Here is a 16,395-nt window from a genome sequence, read left to right as displayed (position 1 = left end):
GAACCCTAGCTAACTTTCTTGAAGAAAGCCAGAGCTCCCGGCGTGACTTACTTCAAGAAAGTGAAGGCCTTCTCCAGGTCCGCGATCAGGTCCTCCACGTCCTCGATGCCACACGAGAGCCGGAGCAGGTTCACCGGAACAGCAAGCTCCGTGCCCTGAACCGAGGCGTGGGTCATCTCGGACGGGTAGTTCATCAGCGATTCGATGCCGCCGAGTGATTCCGCCAGGGTGAACACCGAGGTGTTTTCAGCCACCGTGCGGGCCGCCGACTCGCCGCCCTTGAACTGGACGGACACCATGCCGCCGAACTTCTTCATCTGCTTTTTGGCCAGCTCGTGGCCCGGGTGGGACGGCAGGCCCGGGTACAGCACCGCTTCCACCTCCGGGCGCTGCAGCAGCCATTCGGCCACCGCCTGGCCGTTCTCGCTGTGCCGGTCCATGCGGACGCCGAGGGTCTTCAAGCCGCGGGTGGTGAGAAACGCGTCCATGGGGCCGGACACCGCGCCCACGGCGAACTGGACGAAGCCGATCTTCTCGGCGAGTTCGGCGTCGTTGACCACCACGGCGCCGCCCACCACGTCGGAGTGGCCGCCGATGTACTTGGTGGTGGAGTGCACCACGACGTCGGCACCCAGGGCGAGCGGGGTCTGCAGGTAGGGCGACGCGAAGGTGTTGTCCACCACCAGGAGGGCCCCGGCGTCGTGCGCGATCTCTGCGAGCGCGGCGATATCGGTGATCTTCATCAGCGGGTTGGAGGGGGTTTCCACCCACACGAACCGCGTCTTGTTCGCGGCCACAGCTGCGCGGACCGCAGCCAGGTCAGCCATGTCCACGGGGGTGTTCCCGATGCCCCAGTCGCCGAGGATCCGGCTGATGAGGCGGTAGGTCCCGCCGTAGGCGTCGTTGCCGAGCACAATGTGGTCCCCCGGGCGGGTGAGGGCCCGGATCAGCGAGTCCTCGGCCGCCAGGCCGGAGCTGAACGAGAAGGCAGCGCTGCCGCCCTCAAGGGCCGCGAGCTGTTCCTGCAGCGCATCCCGGGTGGGGTTGCCGCCGCGGCCGTACTCGTAGCCGCCGCGCAGGTTTCCAATGCCGTCCTGGGCAAAGGTGGAGCTGAAGTGCAGCGGCGGGACCACGGCCCCGGTGCGGGGCTCGAAGGCCTGGCCGGCGTGGACGGCGCGGGTGTTGAAGCCCTGGTTTTCTGCAGACATGGAGTTCCTTTGCAGTTAGTTGCTGAAGCAGTTAGTTGCTGAGGTACGCGAGGAGATCGTGGCGGGTCAGGATCCCCACCGGTGCGCCGACGAATGTCACCATCACGGTGTCCACGTCGGAGAGCAGTTCGCGGGCGGCCGAGATGGTCTCCAGGGAGCCGATGACCGGGAGTTTAGGTCCCATGTGCTCGGAGATCTTGTCCGTCAGTTTGGCCTCGCCCCGGAAGAGCTTGGCGGTGAGGGTCCGTTCATCAACGGCGCCGAGCACCTCGCCCATCACCACCGGCGGTTCCTGCGAGAGCACCGGGATGTGGCTGACGCCGAACTCGTTCATGATGTTGATGACATCGCGGACGGATTCGTTCGGGTGGATGTGGACCAAGTCCGGCATTTCACCGGTCTTGGACTTGATGACCTCGCCCACGGACGCTTCCTCGCCGCCGGACAGGAAACCGTAGGAGCGCATCCACTGGTCGTTGAAGATCTTGGCGAGGTAGCCGCGGCCGGAATCCGGGAGGATGACCACCACCACGGCGCTTTCCGGGAGGTCGCGGGCAACCTTCAGCGCAGCAACCACGGCCATGCCGGACGAGCCGCCCACCAGCAGCCCTTCCTCGCGGGCCAGCCTGCGGGTCATGGCGAAGGAATCGGCATCAGTGACAGCCAGGACCTGGTCCGGGACCGCTTTGTCGTAGTTGTCCGGCCACATGTCCTCGCCGACGCCTTCAACGAAGTACGGGCGCCCCGTCCCGCCGGAGTAGACCGAACCCTCGGGGTCCGCGCCGATGATCCTGACCACACCGCCGTCGGACTCCGGACGGTCCGCGGAGACTTCCTTGAGGTACCGGCCGGTCCCGGTGATGGTGCCACCCGTGCCGGCGCCGATGACGCAGTGCGTGATCCGGCCGTCCGTGTCCCGCCAGATTTCCGGGCCAGTGGTCTCGTAGTGGCTGCGCGGGGCGGCCGGGTTGGAGAACTGGTCCGGCTTGTAGGCGTTCGGAGTTTCCGTCACCAGCCGGTCCGAGACGCTGTAGTAGCTCTGCGGGCTGTCCGGGGCCACGGAGGTTGGCGTTACCACCACTTCGGCACCGTAGGCGGCAAGGACGGCCCGCTTGTCCTCGCCCACCTTGTCCGGGACCACAAAAATGCACTTGTAGCCCTTTTGCTGCGCCACCAGGGCCAGGCCCACTCCGGTGTTGCCGGACGTGGGCTCCACGATGGTCCCGCCGGGGAGCAGCTTGCCGTCGCGTTCTGCATCCTCGATCATCTTGATCGCGATGCGGTCCTTGATGGAACCGCCGGGATTCAGGTACTCCAGCTTGACCAGGACGGTGGCTTTGACGCCGTCGGTCACGTGGTTGAGTTTGATGAGCGGGGTATTGCCGATGAGGTCCAGGACGGACTGGGCGTACTTCATAGGTACAAAGTTACCGTCTCCTCACCGGCGGCCGTTTCAGGGCGCAGCCGGCAGGTTCTCCCACAGCCCCATGACGTTGCCCTCGGTGTCCCTGAAGTACGCAAAGAAGCCCATCTCCGGGATGGTGTTCTTGGGCGTCACCACCGAACCTCCCAGCTCTTCGACCGTCTTCAAGGTTGCATCGATGTCCGGCACGTCCACGGTGATGATGGGGTTCACCAGTTCCCCTTCCCTGCCCATCAGGCCGCCGTTGATGGCTCCCGGCTCGTTGGGCAGGCTGGTTTTCTCGTCGGTGGGCGTCGTGGTGACCGCGTTGTAGTTCATCTCCGGCATGGGGTTGATCTTCCACCCGAAGGCCTGGCTGTAGAAATTTCTGGCCCGCTCCTGATCGTCCGCGGGGATTTCAAAATGCACTACTCCACCCATTGCGCTCACCTGACAGCTAGAAGGGACAGCGCGGTGGCTGCCGCGCCACAGTGGGAGTCTAGTGCCGAACGGCACGCCCGTTAGGGTCTTTGGTCCCGCTTCCCGTCAAGTTCCCCGCGCCGGTGTCAGCCCCGCGTGGGATCATTGTTCCGTGACCATCACAGAGCTCCCCCCTGGCCTGGCCGCCGCGGCGGACGCCTCCCTGCGGTGGTATCCGGAGGGTCCCTACAGCCTGTCCCAGACCTTGGGGGTTCTGCTCCGGGGCACCGGTGACCCGTCGTTCTCGTCCCGCCCTGACGGGTTCTGGACTGCGTTTACGACGGCGGACGGACCGGTCACGCTGCGCCTGACCTTCACGGCGGGCGTCGCGCGGGAGGCCCACGTGGATGCCCAGGCCTGGGGTCCCGGCGCCGCGGCCGGTATTCAAGGCGTGCCCCGGCTGCTGGGCTCCGCGGATGACTGGTCCGCCTTTGACGAACCGGCCTTCCATGCCACACTCCCGCGGATGGTCCGGGAGGCCCGGCGCCGGAACCTGGCCGTCCGGCTGCCCTCCACCGGGCGGATGGTGGACTGCCTGGTGCCCACCATCCTCGAGCAGAAGGTCACCGTCATCGAAGCCCGCCGGGGTTACCGGTACCTGATGTACCGCTTCGGCTCCCGGGCCCCGGCTGCCGGCACGGCCGCGCCGGACGGGCTCCTTGTCCAGCCCACCCCCGCCCAGTGGCTTCACATCCCCTCCTGGGAGTGGCACCAGGCCGGTGTTGGCCCGCAGCGTTCGGCGACAGTCATGCGTGCGCTGCGCTCCGCCGTCGCGCTTGAACGGCTGGCGGCTTTGGCGCCGGCCGAGGCCGCAGCGAAGATGCAGGTCATTCCCGGCGTCGGTGTGTGGACCGCCGCGGAGGTGGTGCAGCGGACGCACGGGTGTCCGGACTCCATCGCCGTGGGCGATTACCACCTCGCCGCGTACGTGGGTGCGGCCCTGACCGGCCGGCGGACCGATGACGCCGGAATGCTGGCCCTGCTGGCACCCTGGAAGGGACACCGCCAGCGCGTGGTCCGCATGATCGGCCTGAGCGGCTTCCGCAAACCCGTGTTCGGGCCACGGATGACTATTCAGGATCACCGCCGGCACTGACGGTTTTTTCGTGGACTCATGCGGCCCTGTGGGTATAGCGTGGCGCCATGGAGCCCGAACCAGAGCCCCGGAAATCCGAAATCTCTGGAGTCAGCCATGATCCACACTGACAAATTGACCAAGACCTTCGTGGTTAAGAAGGAAACTGTCGAAGCCGTCAAGGGCGTCAACATCGACGTTGCGCCGGGCGAGCTTGTAGCTTTTCTTGGCCCGAACGGCGCCGGCAAATCCACCACCCTCCGGATGTTGACCACCCTGCTGAGACCCACCTCCGGCACAGCCACCGTGGCCGGCGTGGACGTGCTGGCGGACCCGGCCGGCGTGCGGGCACGCATCGGGTACATCGGCCAGGGCAACGGCGGCGGCCACAGCTTCCGGGTGCTCGACGAACTGGTGATGCAGGGCAGGTTCTACGGCATGAACACCACCGATGCCGCCGCCCGGGCACAGGAACTGCTGAAATCCCTGGACCTCGCCGACCTCGCCAAACGCACCGTCATTAAACTCTCCGGCGGGCAGCGGCGGCGGATGGACGTTGCCCTTGGCCTGATGCACTCCCCCGGGCTGCTGTTCCTCGACGAGCCCTCCACCGGCATGGACCCGCAGAACCGGGCCAATCTGTGGGAGCACATCATGAGGATGCGGGCCGAACACGGCACCACCATCGTGCTGACCACGCACTACATGGACGAGGCCGATCTGATGTCAGAACGCGTGATCGTCATCGACCACGGCGAGATCATCGCCGATGACACGGCCGCCCGGCTGAAGGCCAACCTCGCCGGCGACCTCCTGGCGGTGGAAGTGGCGGCCGAAGCAGCTGAGGGGGTCCGGGGGCTGCTGGGGCGCGCCGCCGCCGGCGGTGACATCAACGAAAACACGTACGACGGCGTGGTCCGGTTCCGCCTCCGGCTCACCGAGGGCGCCCGGCTGGCGCCGGCGCTGCTGAAGGAGATGCACGACGCCGGCGCTCCCGCCCAGTCCCTGGAGCTGAAGCCACCGACGCTGGACGACGTTTTCCTGGAACTGACCGGCCGCAACCTGCGGGAAGGAGCAGACCGCTGATGACTGTTCAAAGTACGGCAGAGGTGCTCGCGAAGCCGGGCCTCGGCCAGGTTCTCCGGGACACCAAATATGTGTTCTGGCGCGAGATGCTGCTGCCGCTCCGGGACCCGTTCTCACTGATCTTTTCGCTGCTGCAGCCGCTTGTGTTCCTGGGCCTCTTCGGGCCGTTGCTCGGCGCGGCCGTGGGCGCCCCCGCGTTCGGCGGCCAGTCCACGCTTCAGTGGTTCCTGCCCGGCGTGGTGGTGATGATCGCCCTGTTCGGTACCTCCATGACCGGGTCCAACCTGCAGTACGAGTTGATGACCGGCTCGTACGAGCGGATCCTGGCCACGCCCCTGTCCCGGTCCTCGCTGATGATCGGCCGGGCTTTGAAGGAGTGGGCGCCGCTGGTGGTGCAGGGGCTGATCATAGCGCTGGCATGCATCCCGTTCGGTTTTGTTTTCTATCCGCTGCATGTCCTGGCAGGCCTGGTGATCCTGGGGATCTTCGGCATCGGGCTGGGCGCGCTCTCGTACGCCCTGGCGCTCGTGTCACAGAGCAAGGAGTGGATCTTCTGGGCCGTGCAGCAAACCCTGCTTTTCCCGCTGATGATCCTGTCCGGGATCATGCTTCCCATCGAGGCCGGGCCCGACTGGATGAAGACGGCCAGCCTGTTCAACCCGCTGACCTACCTCGTCAACGCCGAACGGGAACTGTTCGCCGGCAGCGTGGGGACGGACACACTCCAGGGACTTCTGGCCGCGGCGGTGACCGCCGCCGTCGGCCTGGTGGTTGGGGTGCGGGCCATCAACCGCAACATCCGGTGACGCGGCTGCTCCGGTCTCAGGTCCTAAGGCCAACCTGGCGGGTGCCCAGGCGGGCAGCGTAGGCCGCGGCTTCAGCACGGTTCCGCAAACCCAGCTTGTCCAGCACGCTGCTGACGTGATGGGCCACGGTCTTCCGGCTGATATACAACTGCACCGCAATTTCATGATTCGAATAGCCCTGCACCAGCAGCCCCAGGATCTCCTGCTCCCGCCGTGTCAGAGGGCCGGTGACGCGGGGAACAGCCCGGCCCGCGGCGCCCCAGGAACGCAACAAAGCCGCGGCCACGTCCGCGTCGTGGGACGCCCCTAGTTTGTCGAACAAGGACAGCGCAGCCCTGGCCTCGGAGACGGCAAGAGAGGCCTGGCCCGCGGCCAGGACACGCGCCAGTTCCAGCCGCGTTCGCCCGGCTTCCAGCGGAAGGTCCAACTGTGCGAACCATTCGAGGGCTTGTTCGAAATGGATGGTGGCCCGCTCCAGCCGCCCCTCGGCGGCGGCAACCCGCCCACTGGCCAGCGCGGCATGGGCGGACAGTAAACGCACTCCTTCGGCGCCGCCGTCGAGCTCGGCAAGGTGCTGCGCAACGGCTGCGGCAGCCGCCGGGTGGCCGGCTGCGAGATGCGCTTCCACCAGCAGGCTCCGTGCACCCGCTGTCTCGAGGGACGTACGCTCCCCGCCGGCATGCAGCGGCGGAACGGTGCCGCCGGTGCTGCCGGTTTCAGAGCGAAGCCACCGCTCCGCCAGTGCCACGGCGGCCACGGGTTCGTTGTTCCGGAGGGCCAGGCCTGCCGCAACCAGGCTGGCCTCCGCCGGCATGCCGATGCCTTCAATGAGTGCCCTGGCCTCGTCGAGGTTGCCTTGCCGCAGGCGGAGCTCCGCGAGGCTTGCAATGGCCCGGTGGAACATGCCGGGGAAAACGCTTCTCGTGCCGGCCGCGGCCCGCCTCAGCTCCTCTTCAGCTTCGGCCCAGTTGCCCGTCAGCAGGAGGACGCGTCCGTGGACCAGGCGGCACTGGGCGTAAAGGTAGGGGCACCCGTAGGCCTGCATGTAATCGTCCGCGGCCTGCGACCACTGCCTCGCCCGTAGCAGGTCGCTGAGGAGGTCACACACCGTGAGCATGGAACAGCCCGCCATGACCACCGTGTAGAACGTCGTACCGTCGCCGGCAAGGGCACTGGCCATTGCCTCGTCCACGCAGCGAAGCCCGGCCTCAACTTCCCCGTCCTTGACCAGTACCACCCCGCGCTCTGCCAGCGCGCAGACTGAAAGGTCCGGGTCGCCCAACTCATGGGAGATGGCCAGCGCACGCTCGATCAGATCGCGGCTGCGGTGGACATCAGTAGCCAGCAGCGCCGCGCAAAAATCGATCCAGGCCCGGGATAGCGTGTCATCAGGCCCGGCCATGCTTTCAGCACGGGCAAGCCAGCCCTGCGCCGCTGCCCGGTTGCCGAGCGACATCCCGTAGACGAGGCACAGCCATACAGCGGAGTCGATCGCCTCAGGGGTTCTGCCTGTACGGCGGCTCACAGCGTAAGCCCGCTCACGGCACCGAACGCTTTCGCCGACGTCGCCGAGGAAAAAGAGGGCATCCCCCAGGCCGGCGAGCGCGTCTGCTGATCCGATGGGCACAACGGCTTCCTCAAACGCGGCCCGGGCATCGGCCCACCGCCCCGCTTCAAGTGCCTCGTAGCCTTTCGCCGTCAAATCCTCCAGCGCCACGCTTCAATTACAGCACTTCACACCATCGCTCCCCTAGGGATCCCGCTGCCACCACAAAATGGGTCAGTTGACCGATCCCCGGGGCCATGAATCCGGGCAGTCTGAAGGAGTCCGGAGAAGGGACAACAGGCACAACTACAAGGAGTAAATGATGAGCGCAAGCGCTTTTGCCAGGGCAGTGGAGGCCGTCAACGCGCACGACGCGAAGGCCTTCGCCGCAATCTACGCAGCCAACGCTGTGGTCCGCGACCCCCTCTATCCGGAGCCGCTTAAGGGCCGGGACGCAATAGAACAGGACATGGCGGAATTCCTGCGCGCGTTCCCGGATACCCGTTTCACGTTGGGGCCACTGATTCAGGACAACGCAACCGTCATCGCCGAATTCACTGTAAAAGGGACCCACCTTGGGCCGCTTGCAGTGCCAGGCGGCGAAGTACCCGCTACAGGAAGCCACATCGAGAATCGTGCAGCCGTCTTCTCAACGTTCAACGCCGACGACGAAGTTATTGAGGAGCGCCGCTACTACGATGTTGCGGCCTTGGTTGGTCAGATCGAGCTGGCCCGGGCAACCTGAGGCCGCAAGGGTCTGGACGGGGGCCGCACCAACGCGGGACGCGGCTGCCCGGTATTGTGAAATCCATGACTGCACCCATCGACCTTTTGGCAACATTCATCCCCAACGAAGGCGAGTTCTTCCGCGTGAAGCTCGCACTGGAAATCGCCATCGACGAGGTGGTGAACGAGCCCGGCTGCATCCGTTATGAGCTGACCGAGGCCACTGAAGAGAAGCTGGTCCTGACCGAGCAGTGGGCGTCCGAGGAGGAGCTGGAAAAGCACTCCAAGGGAACAGCTGTCCAGGACCTGAACGAGTCCCTGAGTGCACTGCTGGCCGAGCCGGTCAAGGTGGAGCGCATCTAGCCGCTAACCAAGTCCTGATAAAGCGAAGCGGGGCCTCTCCATTGAGAGGCCCCGCTTGGAAGTTCAGGGAGCGGTCAGCCGCCCCCGCATCACGCTCCGGGGATCTGGGTGCCGTCCTGCGGACCCGCTGGGTTACTGCCAGCAGCCGCCGCGGCTTCCTCCTGCGAGCGCGCCACGTGGGCGTGGACCTCGTCCATGTCCAGGGCCTTGACCGCATCAACAACCTGTTCGAGCTGCTGCGCGTTCAGGGCACCGGGCTGGGAGAACACCAGCACCTTTTCGCGGAACGCCATCAGCGTGGGGATGGACGTAATTCCGGCCTCGGCGGCGAGCTGCTGCTCGGCCTCGGTGTCCACCTTCGTGAACAGGACGTCGGCGTGCTTCTCCGAAACTGCCTTGTACGTGGGCCCGAACTGCTTGCACGGGCCGCACCACTCAGCCCAGAAGTCCACCAGGACAATGTCATTGCCTTCGATGGTCGATGCGAACTGTTCACCTGTGATGTCTACGGTAGCCATGGCTTCAACGGTACGCGAGCGTGCGGCGGATGTCGCGGCCAGGGGTCCGCTGTTCGCTCCCCGCGTCATCGGGAATAAGGAAGAAAGTCTAATTTGCAGGCAGGCGCTTAAGCCCTGTCTGCCACTGTTTCCCACACGTGCGGGGCCGGCGTCCGGCTGCCGGGAAGGGCGTTGGTTTCGCGCCACTCGTGGATCCAGTCGGGTAGCTCAAGGCCCGCCGGCGGCTGGCCGAACTCACGCAGGATCTCCTCCTGGCTGACGGGTTTGCCCTTGCTGACCAGGCGCGTGGCGATGTAGGCGCGGGCGTAGATTTCGCCGTCGGCCACCATGCGCTGCTCGAAATAGATGGCCTTGGCGTCCAGGCCGATGATCCTGGTTTCTATGCTGTACTTCTGCCACAGCTGCAGGGACTTCCGGAAGGCGATGGTCTCGCCCGCCGCCACCGGGCTCCAGCCGCGCCGCCGCATGGTTTTCCAGACGCCGCTGCGGACCATGAGGTCAAACCGGCCCAGGTCCATCAGGGAAAAGTACATGCCGTTGTTGACGTGCATGGCGATGTCAATGTCCGTGGGCAGGACCTTCAGCGGCAGGGACGAGGTGTCCCAGATGGTCAGCGCGGAGCGGCGGGCTGAGGTGAAGAGCATCACAAGGGTTCGCAGGAGGAGGTGCATGTCCTCATGTTACCCGCCGGTAACATTGCCGCCAACCAGAGCGCCGCGTCTGGCCGCGTAGGATTTTGGCCATGACGCAAGAACGCTACCGGGACCTGGCTGAGTGGCCGCTGATGGGCACAGCCCTGGTATTCCTGGCGGCCTACGCCTGGCAGGTGATCGGCCGCGTTGAGGGCACCGGCGCCGAATGGCTTGAAACCGTGATGTGGCTGACCTGGGGCATCTTCGCCCTGGACTACGCCGCCAACCTGTGGCTGGCCCCGGACCGCCGCCGCTGGTTCCTCTTCAACCTCCACGAGTTGCTCATTGTGGCCCTGCCGTTCTTCCGCCCGCTGAGGCTGCTCCGCCTGGTGACTCTGCTTTCCGTCCTCCACCGCACCATCGGCGAAACCCTTCGGGGCCGGGTGGTCACGTACGTTGCCGGATCAGCCGCGCTGCTGGTTTTCGTGGGGGCGTTGGCGGTGCTGGACGTTGAGCAGTCCGCCCCGGACGCGAAGATCCTGACTTTCGGCGACGCCGTCTGGTGGGCCATCACCACCATCACCACCGTGGGCTACGGCGATATGTACCCCGTTACACCGATCGGCCGGATGGTGGCCGGGGCACTCATGATGAGCGGAATCGCCGTCCTGGGTGTGGTCACCGCCTCGATAGCCTCCTGGCTGGTCCAGCGCGTGGAGGAGTCCGTTGAAGAGGCCACGGAAACTGCAGAGGAACCTGTCCGGGCAGAACTGGGTGAACTGGTGGAGGAGATCGCCTCGCTGCGGCGCGAGATCGCCGAGCTGCGCGGGACTTCAGAGCTGCGCGGGACTGCGGAGCTGAAGGAACGCCGCAGCCTCTGACCTGCAGTGACGTTCTGAATCTTTGTGCCCCGCGGGCAGGTAGTGGTGCGTGAAGAGTTGAGGTAGGAAACGGCAGCAGCGGCAAGTATCCGTGGCGAATATTCGGGTAACGCCTACTCGGGCCGCATCCCTCCCTGTTTCCTAGACTCGGAGTTCCTAGGGCCGAATAAGTTGCTGGCGCATCCTCCGAGCTGGGGTGGATGATGCCGCTTCATAGCGGAGTTTCCGTATCTTCTGGGTATGCGGGCAACTCCCATCGTGCGCATCCGTGCGCGGTCCGGTCACGGCCGGGACCGCGTCAGCGCATCTCTCCCCGATCCGTCCTGCAATGTGGCACTAAGCGGATGATAAACCGCGGTGCTGTTGGCGGGGCCGACCTGCGATGGGCCACCCATGAATCAGCTGACCGCCAATACCACCGAACCTCCCCACCGAAACTTCGAAACCGACATCCCCCGGGCAGACCTCACACCGGGCCGCAGTACCGTCAGTAACCGGCTGTGGGCCGGCATGGCCATCGCGGCCGTGGTCTCCGCCGTCGGCGTCGGAGTCCTGTCAGGACCGCCACCCACAGCCCAGGTCCCGCCGCCCGCGGAATCAATCACGACGGCGGCAGCACCAGTTGTGTCCGTCGCCCGGCCCTTGGTTGCTGTGCCGTTGGACGAAGCGGTTGCCGGCACGGTCCCGGCTGACTCTGTGCAGCCTGCGGCTCACGCAGAGGCAGCACCGCCCCCTGCTGCTCCGCCGGCCCCGGCCCCAGAACCCGCCCCTGCTCCCGAACCCGCGCCGGCAGCGGCTCCGGCGGCCGATCCGAACCTCTACACCGTGGCCGTTGGCGACACCGTGGGCGGGATCGCTTCCCGGTACGGCGTGGACATGAACGCCATGCTCGCCGCCAACGGCCTGGGCAGCTACAGCATCATCGTCCCCGGCCAGACCCTGAAGCTGACCGGGCCCGCCGTCGCAGCCCCCGCGCCCGCTCCTGCCGCTGCTGCGGCGGCACCGGCTGCTGCCGCACCCGCACCGGCACCTGCACCGGCTCCTGTCCAGGCTCCGGTGGTCCCGGCAGCACCCGCAGTCCGGACTATCTACGTGGCAGGCGCCGGCGGACAGGCCATGGTGGATGCCTGCATCGGGCCGATCCACTACACACCCAACGACGGCTACTCGCTGTTCATCACCGAGCATGATTTCTGCGGCGGCTGGGCCCGCTTCTCCGGAATCGGCGTTGGCGAAACAGTCAGCATCCCCGGCTACGGAACATACACGGCAACGGCGCGTGGCCAGGTCCCGAACCCGGGAACCACCAACGACGTCATCCGCGTTTTCGGCGGGTTCCCGCGGGCCATCCTGCAGACCTGCATCCCCGGCACCAGCCAGATGCTGCTGATTGCGCTGAACTGATCCTCCACGGACAAGACCATATTCGAACACAGACCAGCGCCACGGAGCGGACTCCGTGGCGCTGGTTTTGGTTTCGAATTGCGGTTGAAACCGGGTGATCAAACCGGGTGATTCCGAATTGCGTGGCTACATAGGATGGCGCTCGGAAATGTGCTCCACCAGCTCGCCGACCTTCTCTTCCGAGTAGTTGCGGGCGATGTCACCCTGGCTGATGATCCCCACGAGCTGGTGGTCGGCGATAACCGGCAGCCGGCGGATCTGGTACTTTTCCATAATCTCGATGGCGGCGTCAACGCTCGCGTCGGCGTCAACCCAATGCGGCTTGCCCGAGGCGAGGTCGCGGGCCATCACTTCGCGCGGGTCGCGGCCGGCAGCAACACACTTGAGCACAATGTCACGGTCAGTGATCATGCCCTTCAACTTGCCGTCATCGCCACAGATCGGCAGTGATCCGCAGTCCAGATCCTGCATCATCCTGGCGGCATCTACGAGAGACTGGTTTTCCTTGATACACCTTGCATCGGTAGTCATGAATTCACGTACAGCACTCATTGGTCCTCCTTCATCGATTGAGGTATCGACGCAGGGTACCGGGGCACATGCGCCGATGCTGCCAGCCTACGCCGGGCCCCGCGCAGATGTCGACGACGGATTCCGGGTGCGGGCGCGTGGTACGGGCGTGTGGTGTGGGGGCACAAAAAAGCTCCGGAACCTGGTGGTTCCGGAGCCTTTTCTTTGGGTGGCAGATGAGGGATTCGAACCCCCGTAGGCGTTGCCAGCTGATTTACAGTCAGCCCCCTTTGGCCGCTCGGGTAATCTGCCGAACTTCAAAAGAAGATCACCCCCGGCTGCAGTGTTCAGAACGTCCGTTTCCGGGCCGTTCCGCTTCCAGTAACCGCGGGCAAGACAACTTTACAGAACTTCTGCCGAAGAATCGAATCGGGGCAGCAGGCGGTAGGAATGGGCCGGAAAAGCCTTGGAATTCCGCGGAACAGAGGGGAATCAGGCGTCGCCCAGAATCCTTCCGGCCAGCCTGGCCTCAAACTTTACGGCCTGCTCCTCGGTGATCTGCTTGAGCTGGACCGCGCGCAGCAGGTCCTCACTTACGCCGTCCATGCGGGCAGAGGCGTCCGGGACCGGGCTGAAGATGATGGAGGCTGCGATCGCAGCAGCGGCAACGGAAGTGGCTGCGGTGGCGACGGCGCCTTCCCCTCGTATCCGCTGGCGGTTTCGGCGTGGTGGGTGATGGCGTGGACGGTGAAGTACTGCCAGCCCTTGGGTGCCTGCTTCCTGGCCAGCAGGTCTTTGACCCATTCGCGGCGGACGGTGGTAGCTTCTCTGCACTTTTCAACTCAATTTCATGCTCGGGTGCTACCTCTTCCTCCGCCCGGCCGAGCGTCGCGAAGTTAGTGCGCCTCGAATCGGGCGTTTGTATTAAAAGTTCCAGCCTGGAGCGCAGGATCGGTGGTCGTTACTCCATTTGATGGCTTTTCCCCTTAGAACCAGCTAGCGTGATGGGTATCGTACGGGGGAGCGATGAGGAGCCCCCGCGTTAAAAATGGGGGGTCAATATGAAACGTACTGCTCGGCAAGCAGGCGGAATCTCGCTTTTGCTTGCACTCAGTTTCGTAGTTGCGAATCCAAATGCCTTTGCAGGAAATGATAAGACGCTAGAAGCCCTTGAGCGAGTGAGTTTCGGTCCCGGAGCTGTTAAGAACGCACCGCTGAAAGACATTCTCACTTCCAGGCCTGGAGAACCGTCGACTGTAGGGAATCTCAAGGTCACTCTTCCGCAGAACAGCGGGCAGAAGGTAAGGGCTCAGTCGGATATGACCGAGGTCAGCGTCTCCTTACCGTTTAGCGAAGCAGCGATACCCGGCAAGCAGCTCAAGCCAGGAGTGGTCGCGTACGACAACGGCAACGGCTCCACCACGGTTCCAGTCGTGAAGAATGATGGAACCGTTCAAATCTCCACCGTTATTGAGGACCAGACCGCGCCGAGTAGGTACGCCTATGACTTTGCGCTCCCTGAGAACGCGACCATCGTTGAGGTAGAAGGGGGACTCTTCTTCCAGACTTCTGACGGAGGCGTCGCCGGCGGTGTGGCCCCCGCCTGGGCTGTTGACGCGAATGGAGCCGCCGTCCCAACCCATTATGAAGTTGATGGTTCGACCATAACGCAAGTTGTCGAACACTCCTCTGAGGTGGTCTACCCTGTGGTAGCGGATCCCCTGTGGGGTACTGATTTGATCAGTTCGGTTGGTTGGATAAGCAGGGACGGTCAGGTGTCCCTCTCCATCTATCCGACCGGATGGAATCAGTTCAACTTCGCATTCGGCCCAGCTATTATCGAGAGTTGGAACGAGACCATAGCGAAGACGCCTTACCAGTACGTGAATGGTCGTTGGTATGGACAGTACGCAGCAAACACGACCCAGATGAGGTGGCAGCATGACTGTCACCAGATAGGCGCTCCATATAAGACCCCGTGGAACATCGAGCCGTGGCGTTGGCGTGGCACTTACCAAGACTACGTATGGAATCTGTGTAATTAAGTAGACGGAGACAACATGATGCGTCAGAAACGAATGCCCGTTGTTGTGTTCTTAATCGGATCCCTACTCCTTGTAGCTGGCGTAGTTTCGCTGATATCCAACGGATATCAGGCGGACGCTCAAGGAACGACCAACAACTTTCAGCCCAGTTTGTGGATCCTGTTCGGCCTAGGCTTGATAACCACCCTTGCCGGCCTGATTTTATGGCTGGCAAACCGGACCAAACAGCGGCCATGACACCTTAGGCTGAAAGAATTTCTCAGTTCTTGAATTGGGTGGTTGCATTCATTCCCAGTGAATAAATACAACCACCCGACTCCTATTTAAGTCTGCGCCTTTCGTTGGTTGCCGATGGTCGGCCAGTTGAGACTTGTGATGCGGCGCCCGGCAAGTCGGTGTGCGTCGGCGTGTTTCTCTATGAGGAACTGGAGGGTGAGGTCGATGCCCTCGATTTCGCCCAGCCAACCTTTTGTTTGTGCGAGCTCACGTCGGGCGAGAAGGTCGGTGTTGATCTCGTCCAGGCGATCGATCATTCCGGGGTCTACTTGGAGCATGGGGCAGCGGATGCAGGCGTGTTCGTGTTCGCAGGGGGTTGCGTAAGGCCGGCCGCAGTTGCCTAGCTCAACTTTGCGTTTGTCAAAGTGCTCCTCGAATTCGGCCCACTCTGTGGGGCTCGGAGATCGGTATTCCCGGACCGGTCGCGCCGCCCGGCGCCCGGCTAAGTGGGCCTGGTAATGGCGGATGACGTTCTCCTGGAAGACGGTGACGTAGCCGTGGGTGGTCTGAACATCCAGGTGTCCAAGGAGCGCGGCTCCGATGTGGATGGGCAGGCCGTGATTGACGAGGTCTGTCGCGAACAGGCGGCGGAAATCATGCGGAGTGAATCGGCAGCCAGCAAGTTCCGGGTGTGCGGCAGCAATGGCATCGCTGAGTCTAGCCAGTTCATCTCTCAGCGACCCCGGGTTGATCACCTCGGTGCGCTGCCCGATGGTGCGCTGAAACAAGAAGGGTTGAGGCTCGCTAGTGATCCGTTCATACGGGTCAAAGCGCGTCGCTAACGGCACGTCCCGGCGATTCCGGGTGAGGCGGCGGATGATCATTGCGATCACATGGAACAAATCCGCTGTCATAGGGATGACGCGTTCGCGGTCACTCTTGGATGGGGCAACAACCAGCAACGCCACAACTTCAGCGTTAGGCCGGATGTACTGCCGAATGCTCAATTGGGACAGTTCCAGGAGTTCTTCGCAGCGCAGCCCGGTGTGCCGCAAGGTCTCTACTGCAGCCCATTGCCAGAACGTCGCATCTTCGGTGAACGTGACATTGACCTTCTTGCCGGTCGACTCATCCAATACCCGGATGTTCGCCCGGCCATGGATCTGGGCATGCCGGGCATCCCCGGCGGTGAACAGCCGCCGGTAGCGCTTTGTTCCGACGGTCATTTCCTGGTCTGGCGCGGCGTCCGTGGCCGCCTTCAGGAGGTCACGGAAGTGGTCTCGGCGGGCAGTGACCGCGGCGACGAAGTCTGGAAGGGCCGGTTGAAGCCGACGTATCCGGGCGTCCATGCGTTCTTTGGCTCTCCGGTTCGCTTTCGCCCGCGACCGGGTTTCCCTGCCGCCAATAGGGCACGGTGCCACCCACCGGGCCCAACGTTCCGGTTCCTGGGCCGCCCAGCCTTGGATGTCGAGGTAGAAGGCCCGGATGTTGGTCATG

17 protein-coding genes and 1 tRNA gene are annotated in these 16,395 nt (G+C 64.1%); 8 read left to right on the top strand and 10 right to left on the bottom strand.

Features of this window, described 5'->3' with window-relative positions; genetic code table 11:
• Window positions 1-47 precede the first annotated feature (47 nt).
• From ACP7AX_RS09710 to ACP7AX_RS09700, 3 genes are read right to left on the bottom strand one after another with little or no spacing between them, the layout of a single operon-like run.
• Window positions 48-1,208 (bottom strand): cystathionine gamma-synthase, encoded by a 1,161-nt coding sequence (locus ACP7AX_RS09710; RefSeq protein WP_426226277.1) that lies wholly within the window; start codon window positions 1,206-1,208, stop codon window positions 48-50.
• Window positions 1,209-1,239: 31 nt separating this feature from the next.
• Window positions 1,240-2,625 (bottom strand): cystathionine beta-synthase, encoded by a 1,386-nt coding sequence (locus ACP7AX_RS09705; RefSeq protein ID WP_426226276.1) that lies wholly within the window; start codon window positions 2,623-2,625, stop codon window positions 1,240-1,242.
• A 36-nt stretch (window positions 2,626-2,661) separates the two neighbouring features.
• On the bottom strand, window positions 2,662-3,051 hold the full coding sequence (locus ACP7AX_RS09700) for a VOC family protein (protein WP_131682952.1): 390 nt from the start codon (window positions 3,049-3,051) through the stop codon (window positions 2,662-2,664).
• 151 nt (window positions 3,052-3,202) lie between these two features.
• Between ACP7AX_RS09700 and ACP7AX_RS09695 the strand changes: the two genes are divergently transcribed.
• From ACP7AX_RS09695 to ACP7AX_RS09685, 3 genes are all read left to right on the top strand, one after another.
• Window positions 3,203-4,186 carry a DNA-3-methyladenine glycosylase family protein gene (locus tag ACP7AX_RS09695; protein ID WP_426226275.1) on the top strand — a complete coding sequence of 328 codons (984 nt, stop codon included), beginning with the start codon at window positions 3,203-3,205 and terminating at the stop codon, window positions 4,184-4,186.
• A 96-nt stretch (window positions 4,187-4,282) separates the two neighbouring features.
• On the top strand, window positions 4,283-5,251 hold the full coding sequence (locus tag ACP7AX_RS09690; RefSeq protein WP_131682954.1) for an ATP-binding cassette domain-containing protein: 969 nt from the start codon (window positions 4,283-4,285) through the stop codon (window positions 5,249-5,251).
• The gene (locus ACP7AX_RS09685) at window positions 5,251-6,057 is read left to right on the top strand and encodes an ABC transporter permease (RefSeq protein ID WP_131682955.1); all 807 of its coding nucleotides are present in this window, start codon (window positions 5,251-5,253) and stop codon (window positions 6,055-6,057) included. The genes ACP7AX_RS09690 and ACP7AX_RS09685 overlap by 1 nt, the downstream gene beginning before the upstream one ends.
• Before the next feature lie 16 nt (window positions 6,058-6,073).
• Here the strand turns inward: ACP7AX_RS09685 and ACP7AX_RS09680 are convergent, their stop codons facing one another.
• Window positions 6,074-7,774: a LuxR C-terminal-related transcriptional regulator gene (locus ACP7AX_RS09680; protein WP_131682956.1), complete on the bottom strand. Its 1,701-nt coding sequence runs from the start codon at window positions 7,772-7,774 to the stop codon at window positions 6,074-6,076.
• Window positions 7,775-7,925: 151 nt separating this feature from the next.
• Between ACP7AX_RS09680 and ACP7AX_RS09675 the strand changes: the two genes are divergently transcribed.
• Both ACP7AX_RS09675 and ACP7AX_RS09670 read left to right on the top strand, forming a co-directional pair.
• On the top strand, window positions 7,926-8,348 hold the full coding sequence (locus ACP7AX_RS09675) for an ester cyclase (protein ID WP_426226274.1): 423 nt from the start codon (window positions 7,926-7,928) through the stop codon (window positions 8,346-8,348).
• Between the two features lie 65 nt (window positions 8,349-8,413).
• The gene (locus ACP7AX_RS09670; protein WP_131682958.1) at window positions 8,414-8,692 is read left to right on the top strand and encodes an antibiotic biosynthesis monooxygenase; all 279 of its coding nucleotides are present in this window, start codon (window positions 8,414-8,416) and stop codon (window positions 8,690-8,692) included.
• 89 nt (window positions 8,693-8,781) lie between these two features.
• On the opposite strand, the gene ACP7AX_RS09665 is transcribed toward ACP7AX_RS09670, so the two are convergent.
• Both ACP7AX_RS09665 and ACP7AX_RS09660 read right to left on the bottom strand, forming a co-directional pair.
• The gene (locus ACP7AX_RS09665; protein ID WP_131682959.1) at window positions 8,782-9,210 is read right to left on the bottom strand and encodes a thioredoxin domain-containing protein; all 429 of its coding nucleotides are present in this window, start codon (window positions 9,208-9,210) and stop codon (window positions 8,782-8,784) included.
• 107 nt (window positions 9,211-9,317) lie between these two features.
• Window positions 9,318-9,881: a thioesterase family protein gene (locus ACP7AX_RS09660; protein WP_131682960.1), complete on the bottom strand. Its 564-nt coding sequence runs from the start codon at window positions 9,879-9,881 to the stop codon at window positions 9,318-9,320.
• 71 nt (window positions 9,882-9,952) lie between these two features.
• Here ACP7AX_RS09660 and ACP7AX_RS09655 point away from each other — a divergent pair, with 71 nt between their 5' ends.
• Both ACP7AX_RS09655 and ACP7AX_RS09650 read left to right on the top strand, forming a co-directional pair.
• The gene (locus tag ACP7AX_RS09655) at window positions 9,953-10,723 is read left to right on the top strand and encodes an ion channel (RefSeq protein WP_131682961.1); all 771 of its coding nucleotides are present in this window, start codon (window positions 9,953-9,955) and stop codon (window positions 10,721-10,723) included.
• A 393-nt stretch (window positions 10,724-11,116) separates the two neighbouring features.
• Window positions 11,117-12,127, top strand: coding sequence for a LysM peptidoglycan-binding domain-containing protein (locus ACP7AX_RS09650; RefSeq protein ID WP_131682962.1), 1,011 nt, complete (start codon window positions 11,117-11,119; stop codon window positions 12,125-12,127).
• Window positions 12,128-12,253: 126 nt separating this feature from the next.
• On the opposite strand, the gene ACP7AX_RS09645 is transcribed toward ACP7AX_RS09650, so the two are convergent.
• The 3 genes from ACP7AX_RS09645 to ACP7AX_RS09635 form a co-directional block, all read right to left on the bottom strand.
• The gene (locus ACP7AX_RS09645; protein ID WP_131682963.1) at window positions 12,254-12,679 is read right to left on the bottom strand and encodes a CBS domain-containing protein; all 426 of its coding nucleotides are present in this window, start codon (window positions 12,677-12,679) and stop codon (window positions 12,254-12,256) included.
• A 188-nt stretch (window positions 12,680-12,867) separates the two neighbouring features.
• Window positions 12,868-12,949: transfer RNA gene (locus ACP7AX_RS09640), tRNA-Tyr, on the bottom strand.
• Window positions 12,950-13,129: 180 nt separating this feature from the next.
• The gene (locus ACP7AX_RS09635) at window positions 13,130-13,441 is read right to left on the bottom strand and encodes a hypothetical protein (RefSeq protein WP_426226273.1); all 312 of its coding nucleotides are present in this window, start codon (window positions 13,439-13,441) and stop codon (window positions 13,130-13,132) included.
• 257 nt (window positions 13,442-13,698) lie between these two features.
• Between ACP7AX_RS09635 and ACP7AX_RS09630 the strand changes: the two genes are divergently transcribed.
• Entirely contained in the window at window positions 13,699-14,682 is a 984-nt protein-coding gene (locus ACP7AX_RS09630) for a DUF2599 domain-containing protein (RefSeq protein ID WP_426226272.1), read from the top strand.
• Between the two features lie 323 nt (window positions 14,683-15,005).
• Here the strand turns inward: ACP7AX_RS09630 and ACP7AX_RS09625 are convergent, their stop codons facing one another.
• Window positions 15,006-16,394, bottom strand: a complete 1,389-nt coding sequence (locus tag ACP7AX_RS09625; RefSeq protein WP_426226271.1) for a tyrosine-type recombinase/integrase — start codon at window positions 16,392-16,394, stop codon at window positions 15,006-15,008.
• Between the last annotated feature and the right edge of the window lies 1 nt (window position 16,395).

The organism is Pseudarthrobacter sp. DSP2-3-2b1 (genome assembly GCF_049895945.1).
In the GTDB taxonomy this organism is placed as follows: domain Bacteria; phylum Actinomycetota; class Actinomycetes; order Actinomycetales; family Micrococcaceae; genus Arthrobacter.
The sequence above is the reverse complement of the archived record's forward strand: the minus strand, read 5'-3'. Positions and strand labels throughout refer to the sequence as shown.